Raw genomic sequence first — 22,944 nt, forward strand, 5'->3', positions numbered from 1 at the left:
ATTGAAAACCTAAACAGTTTAATCTTAACAATACAAAATGAAAATAGAACTTTCTGTTTTAGACTTAATGATGATTGGCGAAGAACGAAGGTTTCTGGATACCATAGAAGGTGCCAAAATGCTGGCTCAGGCTGTTGAATCGTTTGGTTATAAACGGTATTGGGTGGCAGAACATCACGATATGCCAGGAATAGGATCTTCTGCTACTACTTTGCTCATGCAATATCTGGCCGCCGCAACCAGCAAAATAAGAATAGGGTCGGGAGGCGTTATGTTGCCTAATCATGCTCCTTTGATTGTTGCCGAACAATTTGCCACTTTAGATACCATGTTTCCGCAAAGAATTGATTTTGGCGTGGGTAGAGCACCTGGGGGAGCAGGGCCAGCAATCAGGGCAATCAGAGGTAAAAATCTGGAGAGGGATTTTGGGCAAGATCTGAAAGAAATTTCAGACTACCTGGCTGATAACTGCCAGCAAGCCGCCCGGGGAATCCGAGAGCCGCATGAAGTACCAGTGTATATTTTAGGTTCAAGTTTAAACAGTGCTGAATATGCTGCTAAGCATGGTTTGCCCTATGTTTTTGCTTCTCACTTTGCTCCCCGGTTTTTAATGGACGCTATTCAATTATATAGAAAGTTATTTCAACCTTCACCTACTCTGGAAAAACCTTATGTAATAGCGGGTGTAAATATAATAGCAGCAGATACTCCGGAAGAAGCTACCCTGATTGCCAGCTCACATCAAAAATGGGTAGTGCAATTATATACAGGAAACGCAGGCTTACTGCCAAAACCAGAACCCGATTACTTTAAAAATACAACTGCCAATGAAAAAGCCATCTTAGCTGAAGCAATGGCCTGTACGGCTATTGGCGACAAATCAAATGTTAAAGATTGGTTGGAATCTTTTTTACAACTTACCAAAGTTGATGAATTGATAATTGATGCCAGGATATATGACCCTTTAAGCCGCTGTAAATCTTACCAAATTGCGAAAGAAGCAGTGAAGGCATTGTAATATCTTACAGTTGCAATAATAATATAGCAGTTGCATTAGGCCTTCAGTTTTTGGGGTATTTTGTAGATACAATGGTCGAACTTTAAAATTTAAAAAGCTCTAACTATGCTTTTGTTCGCAGAAATGAAACGTCATGTAAAAATAAAAAAAGAACATGTTTAAAAATCAAAAGCTACTATTCCTGATCATAACGATATTATTTTTTGGATTTTCTGCGGATGCTCAGAAAAAAGATGGGATTTCGGTGAAATCAGTAAAGATCCAGAATGGAATGATTTCTGGTGTAGCTGGAACCGACCCTGAAGTTCTTGTTTTTAAGGGAATTCCATATGCCGCTCCACCTATAGGCAATTTACGATGGAAGGCTCCTCAGCCGGTTGAAAGCTGGCAGGGAATACGGGAATCTAATACCTTTAGCCCCAATGCGTACCAGGCCAAACCCAAACCTTTTGGCGTGTACACATCAGAATTCCTTATTCCACAGGATGGTGCTATAAGTGAGGATTGCCTTTATCTTAATATATGGACAGCTGCAAAATCAGTTAAGGAAAAAAGACCGGTTATTGTTTTTATACATGGCGGCGGGTTTGTAAGTGGGTCGGGTTCAGTACCTATTTATGATGGCGAAGCATTTGCTAAAAAAGGGGCTGTTTTTGTTACATTTAACTACCGCCTTGGCATATTGGGTTTTTTCGCCCATCCTGAATTGACAAAAGAATCTGCTCACCAGGCCTCCGGCAATTACGGTATTTTAGATCAGATCGCTGCCTTGAAATGGGTAAAGAAGAACATACGTGCATTTGGTGGCGACCCAAATAATGTAACCATCGCCGGACAATCGGCTGGCTCCATGAGCGTCAACGTTCTTGCTGCAAGCCCATTGGCCAGAGGGTTATTTAACAAAATAATTGCGGAAAGTGGTGGTTTTGTAGTAAAGGGTGTTTTTGGCGGAACGGAACCGCTAACCGTTGCCGAGCAAAAGGGTTTACAAATTGAAAAAACTGCCGGTGCAGCCAGCCTGCATGAGTTGCGCCGCTTGCCCGCAGAAAAGTTGCTATCCTTGCACCAGGGAATGGGAACAGTAATCGTTGATGGGTATGTGCTTCCTACCTCTGTTCCATCTATTTTTGCCGGCGGCAAACAAACCCATGTTCCCCTGCTTACAGGTTATAATGAGGCAGATGTGCTTTTTCAGGAGCCGGCTACGCTTGCAAGTTACCGGGAGCAGGTACAAAAACAATTTGGGAATGATGCTGCCAGGATTTTGCAGCTATATCCGGCTGCCAATGATAAAGAAGCAACAATAGCGGCAAATAACCTTACCCGCGACTCCGGATTTGGTATTCAGAATTTTGCCTGGGCGCGGATGCAACAGGAACAGGGAAAAGCAAAGGCCTACATGTACTTCTTCAAACGCCAGGTGCCGGAGGTTGGCGGAACCAATAAATATGGTGCTTTTCATACAGCCGAAGTGCCTTATGCGTATGATAACTTAAAATTTCTTAACCGGCCCCTGCAAGAGGCCGATCAACAATTGGCGAATGTCATGTCGTCTTATTGGATCAATTTTGCCAGGAATGGCAACCCTAATGGATCCGGAATTATGCAGTGGCCCGAATTTAAGCAAAATGGCCAAGTTATGATATTTGACTCCACATCCTCCGTAGCCCAACATCCTTATTTTGATGCGCTAGAATTTCTTTACCAGCGGTCGACGAAATAAAAATTTCTTGAAATAAATTTCAGATCAAATACCCTGTCGTCTTCACGATTGCTACAAATCTATGGCCTAAAACGCAGGGATAAGCTAATAGTAGGATACAAGGCTAAAGAATTGAAATTATGAGTCGTCCTGAACAACTTACCGCATATTGCAGGATGGAGGCATGGGTTTGGATTCTGTTTTCGGCCTCTTTTTCTAAAAACAGGCCGAAAACAGAAAATTGGACACACAAAGAAATAAAGCATGACTGCCACCAAGCAGGTTAAAACTTTTAAACTGCTTCATAACCAAAAAGCACCTTTAGAAAGCTAAAGGTGCTTTTTTATCTTCAACCTAAACCGAAAGGTTGGCAAGAAGCAAATGGATAGGTCCTTGCTGATGTTTAGCTAAAAGCCTTCCCCATTTTTTATTAATACTCCTCTAAACCGCCTACTTCGATATTCCAGAACTTTCCGCTTTCAGTATTTTCGGTTAGAGCCTTATAAATACCAGTAACGGACTGTTCAACTGTAACTGGAGCGTTCTCGCCACCCATTCTGGTCTGTACCCAACCTGGGTGCAGCGGAGTTACCCTGATATTTCTTTCCGCTAACCTTTGCGCAAGTATAACTGCATACATGTTGATGGCAGCCTTGGACATTCTGTAGGCCGGGCCGTTAGGGCCTGCATTACGAATAAGTGCCATAGCGGTAGAAAGAAACACAACATGAGCATCGTTTTTAAGGTATTTCAGCACACCTTCGGTAAATAACACAGTGCCAGTCGTATTAACAGCAAAGGAAGTATTCAGATGGTCTGCTGTTGGTATTTCGTCTCCCAAGTCGGGACCAACACCTGCATTGTTTATAAGATAGTCTACCTGGTTGGTTATTTGCCCTATCTGCTCAATTGCCTGATTGATACTTCTCTCATCACTGATGTCTCCCTTAACAACAGTAAGGTTAGGATGACTGTAATTCTCTATATTGCCGGATCGGGTTACGGCAATAACCTGAATACCTTCGTTCAGTAATTTTTCAGTAAGAAAACGTCCGATGCCGTTGCTTGCTCCAGTAATAATTGCTTTTTGAACTTCGTTTGTCATAATTAAAATTTGTTATTTTTATTGGGCCTAAACTACATCCTTAAAAGCTAAGGGTAGATTCAGGGCTATTTATTTTAAATTTAAAATTGTCTTGGAGGGCTTTGTGGCAGGATCAGTAGCTCTCCTGTATGTTAGGGAAGTCAGAGGCTTTCACATCGTCAACATATTGTCTGACTGCACTGTTTATGACAGTGTACAGGTTTGCATATTGCCTGACGAACTTTGGGTTAAAGCCTTTGTTCATCCCCAGCATATCATGGACAACAAGCACTTGCCCGTCAGCACCGGCACCTGCGCCAATTCCGATGACAGGAACGTGTAAGGTTGTGGCCACCTCCTGCGCAAGGGATGCCGGAATCTTTTCGAGGGTTATGGAATAGCACCCCAATTCCTGTAAAAGAAGCGCATCCTTCTTCAGTTTTTCTGCTTCTGCATCAGCTTTTGCACGAACGCTGTAATCCCCGTACTTGTTTATGGACTGCGGCATCAGGCCCAGGTGCCCCATCACAGGAATGCCGGCATTGATAATCTTTTTAATATCCGCTGCGATTTCCTCTCCACCTTCAATTTTCAAGCTATCAGCACCCGTCTCCTTCATAATCCTTATGGCTGATTTCAAGGATTTATTCGGATTTCCGCTGCACGTGCCGAATGGCATGTCAACGACAACTAATGCCCTTTTTACCCCTTTGACAACGGATTTGCCATAAAAGATTATCTCGTCTAAGGTGAGGGGCAGCGTTGTTTTGTTTCCTGCCATGACGTTCGATGCAGAATCTCCCACTAAAATAGCATCCAACCCAGCCTGGTCAAGGATGCTCGCCATTGTATAATCGTACGCAGTCAGCATTGAGATCTTCTCACCGCGTTCCTTCATCTTCTGAAATGTCTGTACTGTTACTTTCCTTTTATCACTCTCAGTGCTAACGGACATGTTATTCTGGTATGAATTGATCCTTTGTTTTAAACTCTTTCCTTCTCTTTCTTAGCAACTACTCACCCTTAAGCCACGCGTCCAAGTCCATCATTACTTCACTGTTAATCTGATGTCCCATGTTATACTCATGATAAGTTAACGGCACACCCAGGTTCTGCAGGAGTGCTTTTGCTTGTCTTGCGTAGTGAATAGGCAATGTCCCATCCTGAACCCCGTGGGCAACAAATACCCTTAAGCGGTGCAGTTCTTCGTTCTTAGTAATTGTGGATTGAACGTTCTCCAGAATCCTTCCGCTAAAGGCTATAACCCCATCCACCTCCTTCGGGTGGGCCAATCCAATACTGTAACTCATGATGGCCCCCTGACTGAATCCACCGAGATAAATTTCCTGAAGACTGTACTTTTGTTTTAGCTGCGCTAAAAACTCGCTGATTACTTCTCTGCTGGATAGTTCCTGCTCCGCATCGATGACAGGTTTACCTGTTGAAAAATCCACGTTATACCAGGCAAACCTTCCAGGGCCCAGGGAAAAGGGGCCACGGGCTGAAATAACATAGGAATCTGCAGAAAAGTGGTCTGCAAGGTTAAACAGATCCTGCTCATTGCTGCCAACACCGTGTAACAGAACAATAGCTTTGTTCTTGGAAGATTTAATTTTTGGCTCCCGCACAAGATAGTGCAGGGTAAGGTTGTCGGATGTTATGTCGCTTTCTTTTTCGGGTGTATGATTCACTTGAGTACTGTCTGTTAGAAAAGAGTTGATGAAGAGGAGGAGTAAGAACAGCTGCATTCTTATCCGATTTTTACAGATGTCATGGTCAGGGAACCGCCTACCACCCTGTCGTTGAAAAATGACACGGCATCATTGCTTCCCTTCAACCCGAGGGTATAAAGTAGGGGCCAGTAATGCTCCGGGGTCGGGATTGCCAGCAGGGCTTCCTTACCCAGTTGCTCGTACTTTATCAGTTTATCGTGGCTCCCGTTACGGATAAGGTCTTTAAACTTTGTGTTTATCTGCACTGCCCAATCAAAGCCATATTCCGGTTCGTTGATTTTATTCCAGTCAACCATGCGCAGGTTGTGCACCATATTGCCGCTGCCCACAATCAGCACTCCTTTCCTGCGTAGGCCTGCTAACTCTTTGGACAGCTCATAGTGGTATTGTGGTCCTTTGGTATAGTCAATGCTAAGCTGCAGCACAGGGATGTTGGCTTCAGGGTACATGTGTCGGATAATCGTCCAGGCACCGTGGTCAAGCCCCCAGTCATGGTCCAGTTCTACTGCAGTAGACTTGATAATGGATGCCGTTTCCCTGGCTAGTTCAGGGCTACCCGGTGCCTTGTACTGCACATCGAACAACTCCTGCGGAAAGCCGCCGAAATCGTGTATGGTTTTCGGAAAATCCATACCCGTGATACGGGTACCCTTGCTTAGCCAATGCGCCGAAACAACAAGTACTGCTTTCGGTGTCGGGATCTCTTTGCCCATTTGGCTCCACTTCTGGCTGAATTCGTTATCCATAATACCGTTCATAGGTGACCCGTGGCCAATAAACAAGACGGGCATCAGTTGCTCCTGCTCACTTAGGCTATCTGTAAATCTGTTGAAAGCGGATAACGTGGTCATACCTACTGCTCCTTTGATTAGTGTTTTAATAAATTGTTCCCGTCGCATACTTTAATTGTAAGTTACAGCAACTCTTGCTCGTAAATATGTAAAGGTAGATGCTGCTTAAAAGCAAAGCATTGACATTTGTTAAGAAATAGTACTACAGCAGTCAAATGTTCCCTGCCCTCTGCGTCAAGGCCGAAGAGGGCAGGGAACTGGGTTGGATCCACAGAAAAAAGCTTTCCCATTTTCCAACCCGTGTGCCAGCATCAGCGGGGCAACGCCCCCCGAACTTCAGTGTCGGTTCTTCAACTTCTGTTATTGCACAAATTCACCGTCAGCCTTGATGCGAACCTCGTCACTAATCATAGGAGCTGGGAACCCATTGCCTAGGTTAAAGTCAGAACGTTTGATAGTGCCAGTTACCTGAAAGCCCGCGGTTTGCTTTTTACTCATCGGGTTTTCTACCGTGCCCCTGTAAACAAGGTCCATCGTGACCGGCTTGGTAACCCCATTCAGCGTCAGGTTGCCCTTGAGCTTATAGTTGTTTTTATCTGCCTTTTTTACTGAAGTACTTTTAAAGGTTAGGGTTGGGTACTTCTCTACATTGAAAAAGTCTGCACTCTTGAGATGTTTATCTCTGTCTTCTACTCTTGTGTTAATGGAGGCTGTCTTGGCAGTCATCTCAAAGGAAGCATCGCTAAAATCTGGTTTCGAGGAAGTAACAGTTGCATCGAAATCATTAAACGTGCCGGTAACATCTGCAATACCCAGGTGTGAAACGGTGAAGCTAAGTTGCGAATGTGCGTCATCGTTTTTCCAAACACTGTTCAGGGTAGTGAAAGCAGAAAGAGACAGGACAGCGAAAACAAGTATTAATAAATTTTTCATTTTGGGTTTGATTTAATTTGCTATAATATGTTCGAAATGTTTAATAAAAGATGATGGGCTTACTGGTGTAGGATTTTCCAGCCCGCCAGCCAGTTGTAGTCGTACTTCATGTTCAGCTGAATGAGCAAAAGCTGCATGCGCTCCAGAGTCCTGCTAACAGCCAGATCACCTGCTACGATAGGATTGAAGCCTGCTGTGCTTACCAGTTCAGAGACAGTCTGCAAAGCCTCTTCGTCATTGCCTGCTATAAAGGCATCCGCTTGCTGGCCAGCTATTACCGGAGTTGCGAAGTCGGCGGCAAAGGTGGTATTGAATGCTTTCACTACTTTAGCGTTAGGCAACAGCTTTTGCAGCTCTTCTGCCGCGCTGGTGTCAGGCGCTGTCACCAATCCGTTGTAGGTGTCGTTTAGCGGGTTAGAAATGCTGATAAAGACTTTCTGGTTAGCGACTTCCCGAATTTTTTGGGCCACCTCTTTCTCCGCGGCAAAAGGAACCGCTACGATGATTATGTCTGCTTCCCAGGATGCCTCCACAGAGCAATCTATGGTCTCTACGTCCGCAGCAGGATTGCCGCTTTTGATCTCCTCAACTACTGCCTGCACTTTATCTTGCCTACTGGCGCACAGGAGTAATCTGTAATTGCCTTTTGACAGGCTTTTTGAAATGGCAGAGCCCATGTTTCCGGAGGCCCCAATGATGGCGATTGTCTGCATTGTCTTCATGTTTAGATTTTCAACAATGCAAAGATACCGCCGCGCCATGCCCTAAAGCATTGCGCAAAGTCAAGAAACACTCTTGACTATTGTCAATGAAACGTGAGGCGGATTTATTTCCGTTCTGCCATTTTCTTTCTGATCCGGCTCAAGGTTTCAGGCTTTACGCCCATGAAGGAGGCAATCATATGCTGTGGCACTCTTTGGGCAATATCCGGATACATTTCTGTAAAGCTTGTGTAACGTTCTTCTACAGGCAAACTGATGTTAGAGGTAAGGCGCCTTTGCAGGGCTATATAGGCACCTGTTATGAGCAGCCGCATATAGGTCTCATACTTAGGTTGTTTTTTAAGGAGTTCTTCGTGCGCACTCTTGGTTATCAGCACCAGTTCGGCGTTTTCCAATGCGTCAATATTGTACGTGGCTTGCTCTCCAGTCAGGAAGCTGAACAAGTCTGAGATCGTCCAGCCTTCTATGGCAAACTGAAGAATATGTTCGCTTCCGTTATCGACGGAGTACTCCCGTAGTGCTCCTCGTTCTACAAAGGCGATGGCCTTGCAAACTTCCCCCTCCTGCAACAGGTACTGCCTTTTCCGTAGCTTTTTCGGGGTTAGGTACGCCTTAATCTGTTCCTGCTCTTCGTCAGTAAGCGGAACCTTCTCTTGGAATTTTTGAAAGAATAATTCATACATAGGCAAACAACAAAAGACTTTGCACATTGGAAGACTGTCAATAGGCAAGGACTGACACAATAGACGCCAAACCCAGGGTTATGTGAAGAACCATAAATTATTTCCTGTTCGCGTCATTAGAGATTGATGTTAATTTAATGCCAACTAATTTATAAGCTTAAACTTCATCTATCTGTAGCAGACCATTTTTAGCAGTAGCACTATTGTTATTCAGCAAGCCTGATTCCAGTAAACTGCCATTGATGCTGTGGATGGAAAAAGTTACGGTAGCTCTTACGGCTGTGCCCGGCTGGCGTAGCGACAGAAGCACCACGGAGCACCATTTGGTTTACCATGAATTTTCCGTTATACTCCCCAACCGCACCGGCCGCCCTTTTGTAACCTGGATAAGGCAGGTAGGCACTGTTGGTCCATTCCCAGCGTTTTCCCCATTTAAAATGATCCGCAGCAATTTCCCACTCCGCTTCGGTCGGCAGTCGCACCCCTTTCCATGCCGCATAGGCGGCTGCCTCATAATAACTGATGTGGCATACAGGCTCGGCAGGCGGAATTTCCTGTAGCCCTGACAAAGTATAATGCATCCATTTGCCGTTCATGTTGTACCAGTACAAGGGAGCTGAAATTCCCTTGCTATTCACCCAATCCCATCCCTCGGCATGCCAGTACCTGAAGTCCCTGTAGCCTCCATCTTCCACAAATTCCAGGTATTCCCTGTTTGCGACCAGATTTTTGGAAATTTTGAATTCATGTAGATAAACTTTATGCCTGCCCAGTTCATTGTCAAAACAAAAGCCGTCTCCGTTGAATCCTATCTCATAAATGCCGGCAGGAATGTGAACTACCCCAGCCGCCTCCTTCTCTATGACCTTTTCCGTTGGGTTGATTCCGTAAGCGGGAAATAGCGGGTTATGCCCTAAAATGTACTTAATATCTGTACAAAGTAACTCCTGGTGCTGCTGCTCATGATTGAGGCCAAGCACCAGGAGTTCTTTTACCTCAGGCTCAGGATCATCCTTCAGAAAATCTGCCATGGCACTGTCCACGTAACTTCGGTACCGGTAAACATCCTCTACAGTTGGCCGGCTTAAATTTCCCCTGTCCGTGCGGATGACACGGGCACCTACGGTTTCATAATAGCTGTTAAAAACATAGTTATAGGCATGGTGAAACTCCCTGTAGTGGCGGGCATGCGGCTTTAGGATAAATGTTTCAAAAAACCAGGTGCTGTGACCTAGGTGCCATTTGGGAGGGCTTACATCGACACTGGGCTGGACCACATAATCTTCTGCTTTCAGCGGCTGGCATATGTCTATTGATGCTTGTCTAACCTTTTTATAAGCTTCTGCTAAACCAAGTTCAGTCATTTTCTTCAAGATATTGTTTTAAATCAGTGATTGTTTTGAGGTTCAGAGCCTGGGCCTGCCTTCTGCGCATCATCAAGGCATACGTGTTATTGAATCCAATCGGATCCAGCCAGATTAACCCATATCGCTTCTCGAATTGCTCCTGCACGAATTGAAAAACCTTCTCCCTGGAAGCAATCAGAGAATCCACTGTTCGGGGATCCGGCTGTAGAATTACCAGTAACCCAGTTCCGGTATATTCCGGATATAGATCAATCTGCTTATGAAGCAGGGCATCGAAGCATATTTTGGTGCCGCCAAGGCCTGTCTTTGTTTCAACTTCCAGATTGGTATGCCCCCTGATCAGCATACTGTAGATCTCGGCAAGGATGTACTGCTCCCCGAAAATTTTTGACCCAATCCGGATCACACCTCCGTTACCCTTTTGCGGAACCCGCCAAAGCTGTTTTGAGAGTAAGAAGTCCTTTGCGACTTTTTCTGGAGACTGCTTCAAGAAGTCGACACGGTAATTCAAGTCGGTCATGGTGGCGTCATCAATCATGCCTTTGAGTAGACCAAGCGCATTCCTAAGCTCTGGGTAATTTTCCAGAACCTCGGCGCGAACGACAGGGGCTGCGTAGTATGGAGGGAATATCGTCCTGTCATCTTTGAGGATTTTCAGATCATAAGCCTTTAAGCGGCCGTCTGTACTGTATCCGCCAATCACATCCAGCTTATTCTCATACAGGGCTTTGTACATCAACGCGTCACCTATCACCACAGTGGGGATGTCCAACTTATACTTAGACTTCAGTCCCAGATACCCGTCCGTACGTCCCATGAATTCCGGCTCAAAACCCGCCAGTAGTTGATTGCCAGTAGAAGGCATGAGGTAAGCACCTGATATAAACACAGTAGCTACAGAGAATGCCAGGGCAGCTTTTCGGATGCGGGCGGGTTGCAACAGCTGTACCTTTCCGAGAAGGTAATCAAACAGCACGGCCAGCAGGGATGCAGGGATGGCTCCAGCCAGGATCATATTGGTGTTGTTGAGGGCGATGCCTGCGAAAATAAACTCGCCCAGGCCTCCGCCTGCAATATAGGCAGCAAGAGTGGCCACACCAACGTTGATGACAGTAGCAGTTCTGATGCCTGCCATGATAACAGGCAGGGCCAAAGGTAGCTCCACCTTAAAAAGTATTTGCCTTTCCGTCATGCCCATGCCTTTGGCGGCATCTTTTACGCCTTCATCCACACCCGTAATGCCGACATAGGTGTTTCTGACTACAGGCAACAAGGCGTAAAGGAAAAGAACAACGATGGCGGGTAAGGTGCCGATGCCCAGCAGGGGAATCATGAAGCCGAGTAAGGCAATGCTGGGAATCGTCTGAAATATGCCTGCTGTACTCAGCACAGGACCGGAGAGCCTTCTTCTTTTGGCAATTAACATACCTGTGGGCAACCCAAGCAGCATGGCCAGCAGCAGGGACGCAAAGGTAAGCCCGATGTGGGTAACGGTCTGGCTGAGAATTTTATCGCCCTGCAACAGGAAGAACTCCCACAGGTTTTGCTGTTGATCCATCCTAATAGTCTTGTTTAAATTGATTCAGGAGGCGCAGTATATCGGAAACCATGATTTCCCTTTGCTCACCGCTTACTTCGTTATAGACAGCTACTGCCCGTGCACCGCCTGATTCCGAAAGATATTCCATAGCCTCCCAAAGGCTTTGGCTCTCCCTCATAGTGTCCGCTTCTACCTGTCCGGCGGTCTCATCCGAGTCAAGCATGTTCCAAACATCTGAAAAGCTAACGGCCTTCAACCCTAATAAAAACCGCTCCCGGCCTATAAAGCTTGACACAAAATCATTTGCAGGCCGGAACACCAGATCTGCGGGCGTTCCATGCTGCATAATCCTGCCTTTATCCATCAGGCAAATCCGGTCCCCCAGCTCGAAAGCTTCCTGTATGTCGTGGGTAACCAGGACAACGGTCTTTTTATTGAGTTCATCCAGGTCTCTGAACTCTTTTCGAACGCTTGCTCTGGTAATAGGATCCAATGCTCCGAAAGGTTCATCCATCAGTAGTATGGGAGGATTGGCAGCCAATGCCCTGGCTAGCCCAACGCGTTGTTGCTGTCCGCCGCTTAAGCGGGAGGGGTACTCGTTCCAGTATCTTTCCGGTGACAAGTGCAGTTTTTTCAGCAGGAGCGCTGTGCGTTCTTCTATTTGTTGGCGGCTCCAACCAAGCAACTTCGGTACGAGTGCAATGTTTTCAGCCACGGTGTAGTGCGGAAACAGCCCATTGTTTTGCAGCACATAGCCGATGGACCTGCGAAGAAGATCGGCAGGCTGAGAGAATATACTTTTACCGTTGATATACACCTCCCCGGATGAAGCCTCTGTCAGGCGATTGATCATCCTCAGCGTGGTGGTCTTGCCACAGCCGCTTGTTCCCAGCAAGACAAGGTTTTCACCTTCCTTTACCTCGAAGGATACATCCTGTACAGCAACGGAATGGTTGTAATGCTTGGACAAATTTTCAACAACAATCATAGCGAATTCTGGAATGGGGGACAATTATAGAACCAGAGACCTGGCTGGTTCTAAGCAGCAGGTTTAGAATCAGCATAACGTGTTTTAGTATGAATCGACACATTGCCAAAAAGTGTCAAGAAACCAGTTCCTGCTATCCGTAAGGTACCCGATAGGCATAAAATCTGCCTGTTTTGCCATGGAAGTGATCTCTTCCGGGTCATACTTCTGAGAAATTTCCATCGAAATGATTTCATCCTGCCGGAAGTCTATAGGCTGGCCGGCTACAAGCACCTCCTGGTCTGTTTTACTTACAAGATAACTTCTGCAGGCCCCGGTAAGCGGATCGTAGGACTGGTAATGCTCGAACTGGTCCAGGTTAAATTCACCGTCAAGCTCCCGGTTGATACGCTCGAGCAGGTTCAGGTTAAACCTGCTGGTAATCCCGGCTCTGTCACTGTAGGCATCCAAAATAAGTTTGGGGTGCTTTTTCAGGTCAAAGCCCATCAGCACCAGATCCCCTGGCTTCAGACGTGCCCGTAGCTCTCTGCAAAAGGCGTTGGCCGCCTGCGGCTCCATGTTCCCGATGTTGGCTCCCAGGAACAGGACTACCTTGCGCCTATGAGACAGCTCCGCGGCTCTGCCCAACATGTCGAAATATTCTCCTTCTAAGCTCCTGATATTTAAACCATTTATTTCCCTTTTCAGCCTGCTTTCCAGAATTGACAAGATATTCCCTGAAATATCAATCGGCATATACGTGAAGGTCTCCTGTGTATCAGCCAGATATTGAAGCAGGTATTGGGACTTAGTAGCATCACCGGCACCCAATTCAATTAAATCAAAAGGAGAACTATGGGAGGTGATGATACTGGCGAGCTCTTTGGTTTTGTTTCTAAATATCTCTTCTTCACAGTCAGTCAGATAGTATTCCGGACAGGCCATGATCTGCTGGAACAGCCGGTCACCTTCCTTGTCGTAGAAGTATTTCGATTGTAATCTTTTCGGTTTGCTTTGTAATCCCTCCAGTACTTCTTTACAAAATTTTTCCAATAGCGTATCGGTCTGCGCTAGTGCATCCACCGGGCAGTTAGTTGAATTCATAATGTATACTTTGTTTTTTTGTCTCTAATCCTCGGTAACGACCACGATCTTTCCGCCTGCTGAATTGCTTTCCATGAACTCATGTGCCGCTGCAATTTCTAAAAGGGAAAACAATTTGCTGATACGCAGCTGAATAGTACCTGCTTCCACATCGCGGATAAACTGCTGAAAGCTTTGCACGCCTACCCGGATCTGCCCACTGTCGTAAATGGTGAGGTGAACCGTGGCAGGGATGTATTCCATAGGGGCGAAATCTGTTAAGGACCATTGCTCAGAAAGCATTCCGGTCATACAGACCATGCCACCGGGGGCGGTGCACTGCAGTGAGTCTTTCAAGGTAGAAGTCCCGACCAGTTCCAGCACCTTCTCTACGCCTTTGGGATAAATGGCCTTTACTTTTTCTGCGAGGCTTCCGTCATCGATGAGCACACGGTCAACACCGTTGCGCAAGAGCAGCTCCTTTTTATCCAGTTTCCTGGTGGTAGCCAGAACGGTAAGGCCGCTGTTTTTAGCCAGCTGCGTGGCCAGCATTCCGATAGAGGAAGTGCCACCTCTTATAAGTAGCGATTCACCTGATTTTATTTTCAGCGCCAGGTGCAATGAACCGTAAACAGTCTGGAACATTTCCGGAATAGCCCCCAACTGTTCCCAGCTTAATTGGCTTTCAAACGGGTATAGCAGAGAATGGGGAAGCACCGCATACTCCGCATAGCTGCCGTCAAAGTCGCGCCCCATGCCGCCCATAAAGGCAGCCACTTTCTGCCCTAGTTTGAATTTCCCTGCCGGGTCATGCTCCACCTCCCCCACGCATTCAATGCCCAGCACCCTGGGGAAACGAACGCTCGGTGACAGGCCCTTGCGCGTCATTAACTCGGAGCGGTTCAGGCCGAAGGCCTTTACTTTCACCAACACCTGTTCAGCGCCTGGAGTTGGAATAGGTTTATCCTCCAAAACAAAGTTCTCGGGGCTGCCAGGATGGTATAATACTGCTGCTTTCACTGCTTAAGATTAATAAGAAAGATCATATCCCGTACATGTTGTACACTTAGATTGGTACCTTTCGATACGATTAGTCGGTATAGAGCTTCAGATTTGAAAAATATCCCTCTGTCCCAATATCTACCCAAAGGCCGATGGCACCTGTCGCGTTTTCTCCGTGTTTTAGATCATTCACAATGAGTGAGGGCTGTTTATTGTTGTTTAAGAAGAGTTCAGCTCTTTTACCCTTCACTACTATTTTCATAGTAATCCATTCATTCAGTGCCATGTCCGTGTAAGATTCGTATTCTTCCGGAGATTCTCTTCTAAGCCGATCAAACTTGAAGTCAGGGTAGGAGTAATACTGAATGGAGTGATTCCGCCTCACTTGGCTGTCAGCCCTTGCATTGGTCGGACGAAGGTATAGGCATTCAAATTCTGAATTGTCCTCGTTGATTCTGAAAGCAACCCCAATAAAACCCCGGGCAAACTCAGGGGCATCTTCCAAAAGCTGGCTCAGCACCTGAACTTCTATAGTCCCATCTTTGAAGTCGGTTCCGCTTACCCTGATAAAGGTAGCTTCGTCAAACGCTTTCACTGTAGAATCCTTCACTACTTTCAAAGCCTTTCTGCCCTTCTGCTTTTCGGTTGACATAGACGCGTTCACTGGTTCAAGTCCATTCTCATCAAGCTTGAGTTTCTGAGAAAACAAGTCGGTTGAAATGAACAGAAAACAGCTCATTAATAACAATATGATATTTCTCATTTTTCAGTTTAAATCGCTCTAACCTTTACTTATGCGCTTAGATGGGGTACTTGTGATTGATTGAATACCTCATAACTCCATTACTGCTCCACTACTTTATTGAAGATGTAACGGAAAATTTTATACTCATCCTGCTCATTGCGAGAGATAAAGAAATCCTGTCCTTTCATGAGCTTAATTCTAAAATGCCAACTGGGCTGCGCCAGTTGAGGCGGTGGTCTGCATATGTATTTATTTACCTACCGACCATCCACTACCATAGGCTATATATTTCTTAATTCCCCTTTATTACAAGGATATTATGCCTTGTTAAGGCAACGGACCACAAGGTCTTTTAGCTGCTCTGGGTCGAATATATGTGCAAGGTGTCCCTGGTTTCTCACAGGGTACATAGTGATACCGCGGACCCTTGCCGCAAGTGCAGCTGACGCTGTTCGTATCCCAGGTTGCGTCTCCGTCCCCAGCAACAAATACGTCACCGCTTTTATGGCATCGGTTTCGGTTGACGTGGGAGTAAGGTTATTCAGCGCCTCAAGTTCACGAAGGAAAACCTTCGTCATTTTTGTGAACTCAATCCAGGCAGGGCTTGCTCTGGAAGCCTCTACAGCCGCAGGATGAAATCCAACTATACTTGTTTGGGTTAATACCGTGGCCTCGTCCATTCTACCAGCCTCGACTAAGGACGATAACTGTGGGAGGAACCCCTGGCTTATTTTCCCATAGATGCTGTTCATCGGCTCATAGAAGATGACAGGTCCTTTGAAACCTGATTGGATGATATAGGCCAACGCTACACCGCCACCGTAGGAATGACTAATAATTGATGCGCCAGGCCCCGCCAGATCTACCATTGAGGCAAGATCATCAACCTCATTTTGAAAATGGAATGGCCTTTTGTCATCAGGGCTTTGGCCCCGTCCTCTGCGGTCGTAGACATAAACCGTGTTGGTTGCCCCCAACAGGCTTGAGAACTGGAACCAATGCCTCTGCACAGTGTAGCTCCCATGCACGATGACCACTGCTGGGCCACTGCCAAATTTGGTGTAGCCTATTTTAAGCCCATCTCTCGATATTAGATAGTCATTGCTGGTCATTACAGTGGCTTTGATTGGCTGCTCTTGTCGTTCTATCCGTATCTTGATGGTTATTCATTTCAAAAGAGGTTGGTTATCTGAGCTAGAGTGTTTCCGCGCAGCCAACATTTGCCATGCCCTAAATCCAGTTGTCGGATCGAAAGTTCCACTTTTGTGGCTCACACCATACCCAATACCCTCAGTAGGCAGGCATGTCCTAACAGGCGAAGATAACAAGCCTGATGATACAGTCCTGCCGCATTGAATATGGCATCGGATTTTACTATTGTTCCTTCACATTATTGAAGGTGTAGCGGAAGATTTTCCACTCTTCCTGCTCTTTACGGAGAACAAAGAAGTCCCGGCTTACATGGGTCAATGCCCCACCCGTCGCTACATCAACAGATCTTGTCTGAGCCACTGCCTCTACGAAGGCAAATTGACCATCAATGGCGATGTCCTGCACGTTAAACTCGATGTGAAATTGGCCCTTCTCCAGATAGCTTTTACTTCTTTTGGATAGGTCTGCAGATGTCAACGCCCTGAACCCATTGGGCAAAAAACGTCCGTCCTCGGTATAGAAAGTAGGGATGGAGGCCGCATCCGCTGAACTCAATGCTTTAGCGTAGCTAGTAATCAGGCTTTCAGCCGCTGTTTTTCCGTTTTGAATATTCATATGTATGTTCTGATTTGAAATAAATGAAAGGAGACAAAGTTTTATTCATTCAAACAACTTAATGCTCTAGCGAAGGGTCAATGAGTCCTGCCCCAAACTGAGGGTTCACCTTCTTGTAAAGCGTGGTTGGTTCAACTGTAAGAAATACCTCCAGCGTAGGCCCGGTAATAAGTTCAAGCAAGTGTCCTCCGCGTACTGTGCCATCTTCAGTAGCCACATTAGCATGAATGTGAACTACTGGTTTGTCATTTAACACTGCGATGTTGCCATTCAAAGAAGATACTTCAGAGGGCTCGTTGATGGGTATGACTTTAAACATTTTTCGGTCGTAATCAAAAAAGCCGAACCTGGCAGATGTTGCATCACCGATAGCGGTAAAGTGAGCGGTCTTTACATTATACTTTTGGGCAAATTCAGTTAAGCCAGACCGTACTTCATCTCCCTTTGCAAATATCAAAACATAGTTTTGAGTCTGCCCATTGGTACTTAACAGCCTGACTTTTACGCCAGGGGCTCTACCTGTTTCTACAGGTTGCGTTGGCGAGCTGTATTCTTGCGAATATGCAGTCATAGACATACCAAATACTGCCAGAACAGTGGCTAGTATACAGTTGAAAGAAACCGCTTTTATCATCATAAGTACTTTGCCTCTTACTGTTGTTTAATTATGCGGTGGTCAGCAACGGTATGGAACCTTATTTTATCCCCTTCCAAAAAGAAGGTGTCTGTTCCCATCGGGATTGTCGCAATCTCTGAATCACTGGCCCAGGCTACATAACCAACGTAATGGGTAACAGTCATTTGCTTCATTTCAAAGGCCAAGCCTGTCGGTATGGCCACAAAATAATCTGCAAAAAACTGTCTGATAGCAGCCACTCCTTTCAGCGGCCCGCTTGGTGTCAACACCTCTGATTCTTCGGTGTAGTCTTTCATAATCTCTTCCAGATCATTGTTACCGAAAGCGGTGAGGTGATGGACCAACACTTCCTTTGTTAATGCCTCGTTATTTTCCATATTGGAAAAGTATTTAAGTGAGAAATGTTTGCTTTGCTAAACTGATGCCTACTGCTTCAGGAAAGGCGCCATGCTTGCCCATACAGCCGGGAAATTTACCACAAAGGCCGGGTGCGGCGCATTGGGTATGATGCTTAGCTGCGCCTTCGGTATCATTTCATATGCTGCGATGACAGTTTTCAACGGAGCGTTCTGGTCAAGTTCACCCGCCATTACTAAAACAGGGCATTGAATGGCGCCAAAAGTCTTCTTACCTATGTTAACCGAGTTATAGTATTTATTTAGGGTCACTAACCATTCGTCGAATCTTTGCGGCTCGGGCATCAGTGCGAGTTGCTGTTTAAAGTAGAGACTGTCCATGCTGAAAAGCACTGCTCGGGAGTTGTCAAAGGTCCGGAAACCCTGCTTCCACTCCCCGGCACCAATGGCAATCAGCTTCTTCACTTTTTCCGGGTGCTTTGCAGCTAGAAAATATCCGGTGTAAGCGCCATCGCTGAAACCCAAAACTGTTACGCTGTCTTTCGTAACCGCGTTGATAATGGCATTTACGTCCTCTGCTTTCCGCTCGTAGGAAGGTGTTTGAGAACCCATTTCAGATTTGCCATGTCCTCTGGTGGAGACCGCGATTACTTGGTAGTTCCTGGACAGGCTATCTATGAATTGCCCCATCTCCATAGTAGAACCTACTATACCGCCGTGCAGCACCACCACCGGCTTTCCTTCGCCATACACTTCATAATAGATTTTTGCATCACCGGTTTTCAAGTAGTGACCTGCCTTAGGGTTGTTGCCATAGGGTATGGCATTGGCTGGTGAAGCTTCAGCCTGCATGAAGTATCTTAGTTGCTGCGCCTGGCCTTGGTTAAAGGCTGCATTAACTATGAATATTATGACCAGAAGAAGCCGTAGATTTAAGAATTTTTGCATTGATAAGTAATTTAAAAGCAATGCAAAGATCCGGCATTCGTGGCGGGCAGACCAATGAACTATCTTAAGAAATACCCTTAAACTAGTTTAAGGGTATTTCTTTATGCTGTAAGAGAGATTAAAGTAATAAAAAAAGCGTTTCAAGCTTTGCCCGAAACGCTTTTCTACAAAGTGTATCTCTGAAATTTACAAATGGTTTAATAGTTGCCTCTACAGATAATTATTGGATTAGACTTAAACGTTGATTTAAAATAATTTTTCAGATGGAGGGTTTACCCCTTCCAGGCGAAGGTAAATAGTAGTTTGTCCGCGATGGTGTGTCTGATGCTCGAAAAGCTTGTCAAGAGCAGTGCCTTTGCTCATATCGAAACTTCCAAACAGCTTTACATTTTCATTAAGTTGTGCTGGCTTAATTTTTTTGATCCCACCAATAACAAAATCGTAGCCTTCCATCACCAGCTTAGTTACATTTGCTTTCGATTTATCCTTTGTGTTTTTTTCAAGATCAGTAACTGGACTTTTTACGCCAGTTACGGCAGCAGCAAAGTTATAATTTGCGTCTGTTAAATGGAGCATCTGCTCAGCAAATGAACGTATCTCAGGAGTAGGCTTCGAGTCGTAGCCTGATTCAGGCATAGCATCCAAGTACTCTTTCGTGTATGCCTTGGCTCTTTCCCATTCTTTTACCAATTCATCGGTTTTAGTTTGAGCTTGCGCAAAGTTAAAAATACTGAGCAGCAAGCATAAGGATGTTAAAAGGGTGATAGCTTTCATTGATTGTCTGTTTATTTAGGAAAGCAAAGTTGGCGCATAGAAATCATATGATGCCTTAAACTACTTTAATAAAATTGCTTAAAGTAGTTTAAGGCATCATGATTTTTTGATTAGGCCTTTCCGGATGTTGCTAAGAAACTCTGGTGTGATGCCAAGGTAGGAAGCGATCTGCGTGTTGGGCAAACGATTGGCTAACTTAGGATATTGCTCCAGGAAAGACAGGTAACGTTCTTCGGCTGTGGAGCTGATGCTTTGCAGCATCCTGTTTTGCAGCTCAATGTATTTCTGCTCAATAATGATCCGAAAGTTGCGGTCGAATTTATGGTAGCGGATGTAAAGGTGAAGCAAGTCTGCGTGCTTGATTTGCAGTATAACTGAGGGTTCAATAGCCTCTATATAGGCACCGCTCGGCTTTTCAGAGTAAAAGCTGCTCAGGTCGGTTATCCAGTCGTTTTCCGCCGCAAACTGCAAATTATGTTCCTTGCTGGCTTGGTCCACTGCATACATTTTAAAACAGCCCGAAACAACAAAGGTAAAATGGCGACACACATCTCCCTGCTGCAGGATAAAGCCGCGGCGCTTGATCTTACGTTCATTGAAGCGCTCAGATAACTCTACACGCTCTTTTTCATCCAGCGGGAAATAGTTTTTAAAGTGCTCAATCAAGGCATTGAAGGAGGTACTCATAAGCTCAAAGATTCAATGGTGTGTGCTTTGGAGCTGTAAAGCTACACAAGCAACAAATAACCATAGTTATGGTTTCATAGAATTTAGCACATAAAAGCCTTGGGCCAGTACAACGATAAAGTAAAAAAGGCTGAACGCAGTTGTTTTTACATCAGCCCCTGCTACAGTATTGTGTAGAGGGTTATATAGATTTTTTGTATATAGAGGCTATTTTCCACTGCCGTTTACTTTTTTAAATATAAACAGTTCACGATTATCGACAGCTACAGTCTGCCCGCTTACTTTAATTACAAAGGACCCTTTAGAGGTAGACCTAGCATACGCTGTGTTACCGCTTACCTCAATTTCCAGGATGTTAAACTGTAGGTCATAGTTAAAGTTGTCAAACACATATTGGTAGGTTCCTCTCACTTGATCAGCTCCTTCGGCTGTTGGGGCTGCATTTGCCATCAGGACACCATTCTTTGTATAGAGTACACTAACCTTATTGGCATCAGAGGCATTAAATATATCTTGGTAAGAAAAGGTCAGCTTTTCTACGGCTGCTTTCTCTGTAGCTACTGTTGTCTCTACTCTTCTACTCTTTGAAGTTTTAGACTAACTTCTTGCTTTGAGTTGTAAAGTAAATTTCAATGTTATACTGGCTGTTGTGATTGATACTCTTTTCATTGTTATAGTATTTATTGTACATTGCAAAAGTACCTTACCGTCGCTAACGCTACGTATGAACAACTTCGTGCCCGCAGGCGAACACATGGGCCTTGGGGATGAGGCACTGCACCAGTTTCAGGTGGGTAACGGGGGAATAGCAGCGCAGACAGGGCGTACTTCCCTGACCTGTAAGGCTGGCCGGTGCTACCCTGAATTACAGGAAAGGCAGCTGGCGGTTTACTTTCTCAATGGAATGGAGGTTGGAGCAGTTCTTCGCTACTCTTCCAAGAGGCCCCTCTAAGGTACCGGGAAAGCTGATTTGCTGGTGCTGAAAGGCAGAATTTACTGGACACCGAGCCTCTCTACTCTGAACTTTCCATTGCCAAAGCCTGCTTGCCCGGTATCAGTGACTATGCCCACAACAAGTACGGCAGTGTATCCTACTGGAGTACAGTGATTGACCTGAACTACAGGCCCTCTTACCGGCCGCTGCAGGGCCTCGTGTTTCGGCAATTGTACGAGGCAAAGGTATAGCCGGGAGAGGATGTGCCTGTGAGTAAGGGGTTCTACAGCACCAACTATCAACAAGTAAAACTGGTGACGCAGGTTTACTTCTAAAACAGCTGGACAGCAGCGCGTTCTTTCTCAGCCTGTGTGACAAAAGTCACACTCTGGCTCCGAATAAAAAGTAAACTTTGTTGGCTACCCCGGTTCTAGAGTACGGGCTACAAATCAGTCTCTACCTGATTTTTATCGTTAAAAGAAAAGAAGTGCCACTTTCTGGCGCTGTTGCAAAGCGTTAACCTGGCATACATGCTCTCATCGGATACTTGAAAGGCTGAACACCTCCAAATCCGTCAGGCTAGGGCTTTTAACAGTCACTTTATTGCGGGGTAAGAGAACCTGGGAGTAGTAAAAAAATAACGGACTAAGCTTCATATATATGCCTATTGAACTTCCACTTATCACAGATCCTGTTTTGCTTGAAGAGATAGAAAAGAACGGCAAAATTCAGGAGTTTGAGCCTGGGCAGGCCATCATTGAGCCAAGGCAGTATGTTCAGATGGTTCCCATCATCCTGGAGGGGTCCGTTAAAGTGATGCGGACCGATAAAGAAGGGCATGAGTTGTTGCTCTACTACATTGAAGGCGGGGACACCTGTGCCGTTTCCCTGACCTGTTGCAGTACGTCAAGCCCCAGCGACATCAAGGCAGTGGTGGAGGAAAGAACAAGGGTTTTGGGAGTTCCTGTCCGGAAGCATGAGGAGTGGACGAATGAGTTTCGTCAGTGGAAGGACTTTGTCGCCATGACCTACCAGAAGCGCTTTCAGGAGATGCTGATGGCCATTGATGACGTGGCCTTCAGGAAAATGGACGAGCGCCTGCTCCGGTACCTGGTGGTCAAGTCAAAGCAGTTGAAGACACTGGAACTGTCGGTGACCCACCAGGAAATCGCCAGTGAGCTGGGCACCTCCCGGGAGGTTTGGAACTGCAATGTTTTACTGGAGGCTTTTTGTTAGGCAGCTACTTTATTATGTAGGTACAGGTTTTCATACTGGCAAGGGGTGAGATAACCCAATGCAGAGTGCCTCCTCTCTCTGTTGTAGAAGATCTCGATATACTCCAATATAGCCAGCCTGGCCTCCTGCCTAGTGGTGAATCTACGGTGGTAGATCAACTCTGTTTTCAGCGTTTTAAAGAAGCTCTCTGCCACCGCATTGTCCCAGCAGTTGCCCTTGCGGCTCATATCTTTGA

27 protein-coding genes are annotated in these 22,944 nt (G+C 45.7%); 5 read left to right on the forward strand and 22 right to left on the reverse strand.

Annotated features, from left to right (window positions below; translation table 11 throughout):
* Nucleotides 1-37: 37 nt before the first annotated feature.
* Together LN995_RS18775 and LN995_RS18780 are read left to right on the forward strand one after the other, a co-directional pair.
* Nucleotides 38-1,018 (forward strand): LLM class flavin-dependent oxidoreductase, encoded by a 981-nt coding sequence (locus LN995_RS18775; RefSeq protein WP_229962628.1) that lies wholly within the window; start codon nucleotides 38-40, stop codon nucleotides 1,016-1,018.
* 154 nt (nucleotides 1,019-1,172) lie between these two features.
* Nucleotides 1,173-2,741, forward strand: a complete 1,569-nt coding sequence (locus LN995_RS18780; RefSeq protein ID WP_229962629.1) for a carboxylesterase/lipase family protein — start codon at nucleotides 1,173-1,175, stop codon at nucleotides 2,739-2,741.
* 409 nt (nucleotides 2,742-3,150) lie between these two features.
* Here LN995_RS18780 and LN995_RS18785 read toward each other — a convergent pair whose 3' ends face one another.
* The 21 genes from LN995_RS18785 to LN995_RS18885 all read right to left on the reverse strand — a co-directional run bounded on the left by LN995_RS18785 (nucleotide 3,151) and on the right by LN995_RS18885 (nucleotide 21,070).
* Nucleotides 3,151-3,825: an SDR family NAD(P)-dependent oxidoreductase gene (locus tag LN995_RS18785; protein WP_229962630.1), complete on the reverse strand. Its 675-nt coding sequence runs from the start codon at nucleotides 3,823-3,825 to the stop codon at nucleotides 3,151-3,153.
* A 112-nt stretch (nucleotides 3,826-3,937) separates the two neighbouring features.
* Complete coding sequence (gene panB / locus LN995_RS18790; RefSeq protein ID WP_229962631.1) at nucleotides 3,938-4,759, reverse strand: 3-methyl-2-oxobutanoate hydroxymethyltransferase; 822 nt, start codon at nucleotides 4,757-4,759, stop codon at nucleotides 3,938-3,940.
* Nucleotides 4,760-4,817: 58 nt separating this feature from the next.
* Nucleotides 4,818-5,552 (reverse strand): alpha/beta hydrolase, encoded by a 735-nt coding sequence (locus LN995_RS18795; RefSeq protein WP_229962632.1) that lies wholly within the window; start codon nucleotides 5,550-5,552, stop codon nucleotides 4,818-4,820.
* 2 nt (nucleotides 5,553-5,554) lie between these two features.
* Nucleotides 5,555-6,388, reverse strand: a complete 834-nt coding sequence (ygiD, locus tag LN995_RS18800; protein WP_229962652.1) for a 4,5-DOPA-extradiol-dioxygenase — start codon at nucleotides 6,386-6,388, stop codon at nucleotides 5,555-5,557.
* A 300-nt stretch (nucleotides 6,389-6,688) separates the two neighbouring features.
* On the reverse strand, nucleotides 6,689-7,261 hold the full coding sequence (locus LN995_RS18805; RefSeq protein WP_229962633.1) for a YceI family protein: 573 nt from the start codon (nucleotides 7,259-7,261) through the stop codon (nucleotides 6,689-6,691).
* Between the two features lie 59 nt (nucleotides 7,262-7,320).
* Nucleotides 7,321-7,983, reverse strand: a complete 663-nt coding sequence (locus tag LN995_RS18810) for an NADPH-dependent F420 reductase (RefSeq protein ID WP_229962634.1) — start codon at nucleotides 7,981-7,983, stop codon at nucleotides 7,321-7,323.
* A 104-nt stretch (nucleotides 7,984-8,087) separates the two neighbouring features.
* The gene (locus tag LN995_RS18815) at nucleotides 8,088-8,666 is read right to left on the reverse strand and encodes a Crp/Fnr family transcriptional regulator (protein ID WP_229962635.1); all 579 of its coding nucleotides are present in this window, start codon (nucleotides 8,664-8,666) and stop codon (nucleotides 8,088-8,090) included.
* Between the two features lie 206 nt (nucleotides 8,667-8,872).
* Complete coding sequence (gene egtB, locus LN995_RS18820) at nucleotides 8,873-10,030, reverse strand: ergothioneine biosynthesis protein EgtB (RefSeq protein WP_229962636.1); 1,158 nt, start codon at nucleotides 10,028-10,030, stop codon at nucleotides 8,873-8,875.
* Nucleotides 10,023-11,591, reverse strand: coding sequence for an ABC transporter permease/substrate-binding protein (locus tag LN995_RS18825; protein ID WP_229962637.1), 1,569 nt, complete (start codon nucleotides 11,589-11,591; stop codon nucleotides 10,023-10,025). The genes egtB and LN995_RS18825 overlap by 8 nt, the downstream gene beginning before the upstream one ends.
* A gap of 1 nt (nucleotide 11,592) precedes the next feature.
* A complete protein-coding gene (locus tag LN995_RS18830) occupies nucleotides 11,593-12,561 on the reverse strand; it encodes an ABC transporter ATP-binding protein (protein WP_317206979.1) in 969 nt (322 codons plus the stop codon).
* Between the two features lie 84 nt (nucleotides 12,562-12,645).
* The gene (egtD, locus tag LN995_RS18835; RefSeq protein WP_229962638.1) at nucleotides 12,646-13,644 is read right to left on the reverse strand and encodes an L-histidine N(alpha)-methyltransferase; all 999 of its coding nucleotides are present in this window, start codon (nucleotides 13,642-13,644) and stop codon (nucleotides 12,646-12,648) included.
* 24 nt (nucleotides 13,645-13,668) lie between these two features.
* A complete protein-coding gene (locus LN995_RS18840) occupies nucleotides 13,669-14,643 on the reverse strand; it encodes a zinc-binding alcohol dehydrogenase family protein (RefSeq protein ID WP_229962639.1) in 975 nt (324 codons plus the stop codon).
* 70 nt (nucleotides 14,644-14,713) lie between these two features.
* A complete protein-coding gene (locus LN995_RS18845) occupies nucleotides 14,714-15,277 on the reverse strand; it encodes a DUF1080 domain-containing protein (RefSeq protein WP_229962640.1) in 564 nt (187 codons plus the stop codon).
* A gap of 410 nt (nucleotides 15,278-15,687) precedes the next feature.
* Complete coding sequence (locus tag LN995_RS18850; protein ID WP_229962641.1) at nucleotides 15,688-16,482, reverse strand: alpha/beta fold hydrolase; 795 nt, start codon at nucleotides 16,480-16,482, stop codon at nucleotides 15,688-15,690.
* 262 nt (nucleotides 16,483-16,744) lie between these two features.
* Entirely contained in the window at nucleotides 16,745-17,137 is a 393-nt protein-coding gene (locus LN995_RS18855) for a YybH family protein (RefSeq protein WP_229962642.1), read from the reverse strand.
* 58 nt (nucleotides 17,138-17,195) lie between these two features.
* On the reverse strand, nucleotides 17,196-17,774 hold the full coding sequence (locus LN995_RS18860; RefSeq protein ID WP_229962643.1) for a PPC domain-containing DNA-binding protein: 579 nt from the start codon (nucleotides 17,772-17,774) through the stop codon (nucleotides 17,196-17,198).
* Nucleotides 17,775-17,788: 14 nt separating this feature from the next.
* Entirely contained in the window at nucleotides 17,789-18,151 is a 363-nt protein-coding gene (locus tag LN995_RS18865) for a nuclear transport factor 2 family protein (RefSeq protein WP_229962644.1), read from the reverse strand.
* 48 nt (nucleotides 18,152-18,199) lie between these two features.
* Nucleotides 18,200-19,078, reverse strand: coding sequence for an alpha/beta fold hydrolase (locus LN995_RS18870; RefSeq protein WP_229962645.1), 879 nt, complete (start codon nucleotides 19,076-19,078; stop codon nucleotides 18,200-18,202).
* A gap of 246 nt (nucleotides 19,079-19,324) precedes the next feature.
* Nucleotides 19,325-19,852 carry a DinB family protein gene (locus tag LN995_RS18875; protein ID WP_229962646.1) on the reverse strand — a complete coding sequence of 176 codons (528 nt, stop codon included), beginning with the start codon at nucleotides 19,850-19,852 and terminating at the stop codon, nucleotides 19,325-19,327.
* Nucleotides 19,853-19,948: 96 nt separating this feature from the next.
* Nucleotides 19,949-20,539 carry a Crp/Fnr family transcriptional regulator gene (locus LN995_RS18880; protein WP_229962647.1) on the reverse strand — a complete coding sequence of 197 codons (591 nt, stop codon included), beginning with the start codon at nucleotides 20,537-20,539 and terminating at the stop codon, nucleotides 19,949-19,951.
* Nucleotides 20,540-20,746: 207 nt separating this feature from the next.
* Nucleotides 20,747-21,070, reverse strand: coding sequence for a YybH family protein (locus LN995_RS18885; RefSeq protein WP_262910530.1), 324 nt, complete (start codon nucleotides 21,068-21,070; stop codon nucleotides 20,747-20,749).
* Nucleotides 21,071-21,149: 79 nt separating this feature from the next.
* Between LN995_RS18885 and LN995_RS18890 the strand changes: the two genes are divergently transcribed.
* The 3 genes from LN995_RS18890 to LN995_RS18900 all read left to right on the forward strand — a co-directional run bounded on the left by LN995_RS18890 (nucleotide 21,150) and on the right by LN995_RS18900 (nucleotide 22,709).
* The gene (locus LN995_RS18890; RefSeq protein ID WP_229962648.1) at nucleotides 21,150-21,491 is read left to right on the forward strand and encodes a hypothetical protein; all 342 of its coding nucleotides are present in this window, start codon (nucleotides 21,150-21,152) and stop codon (nucleotides 21,489-21,491) included.
* Between the two features lie 92 nt (nucleotides 21,492-21,583).
* Nucleotides 21,584-21,724, forward strand: a complete 141-nt coding sequence (locus tag LN995_RS18895) for a hypothetical protein (RefSeq protein WP_229962649.1) — start codon at nucleotides 21,584-21,586, stop codon at nucleotides 21,722-21,724.
* Nucleotides 21,725-22,133: 409 nt separating this feature from the next.
* A complete protein-coding gene (locus tag LN995_RS18900) occupies nucleotides 22,134-22,709 on the forward strand; it encodes a Crp/Fnr family transcriptional regulator (protein WP_229962650.1) in 576 nt (191 codons plus the stop codon).
* On the opposite strand, the gene LN995_RS18905 is transcribed toward LN995_RS18900, so the two are convergent.
* The coding region (locus tag LN995_RS18905) for an IS3 family transposase (RefSeq protein ID WP_229962651.1) at nucleotides 22,706-22,944 on the reverse strand (239 nt) is incomplete at its 5' end. The genes LN995_RS18900 and LN995_RS18905 overlap by 4 nt on opposite strands.

The sequence above is a fragment of the Pontibacter silvestris genome (assembly GCF_020907275.1).
GTDB lineage: Bacteria > Bacteroidota > Bacteroidia > Cytophagales > Hymenobacteraceae > Pontibacter > Pontibacter silvestris.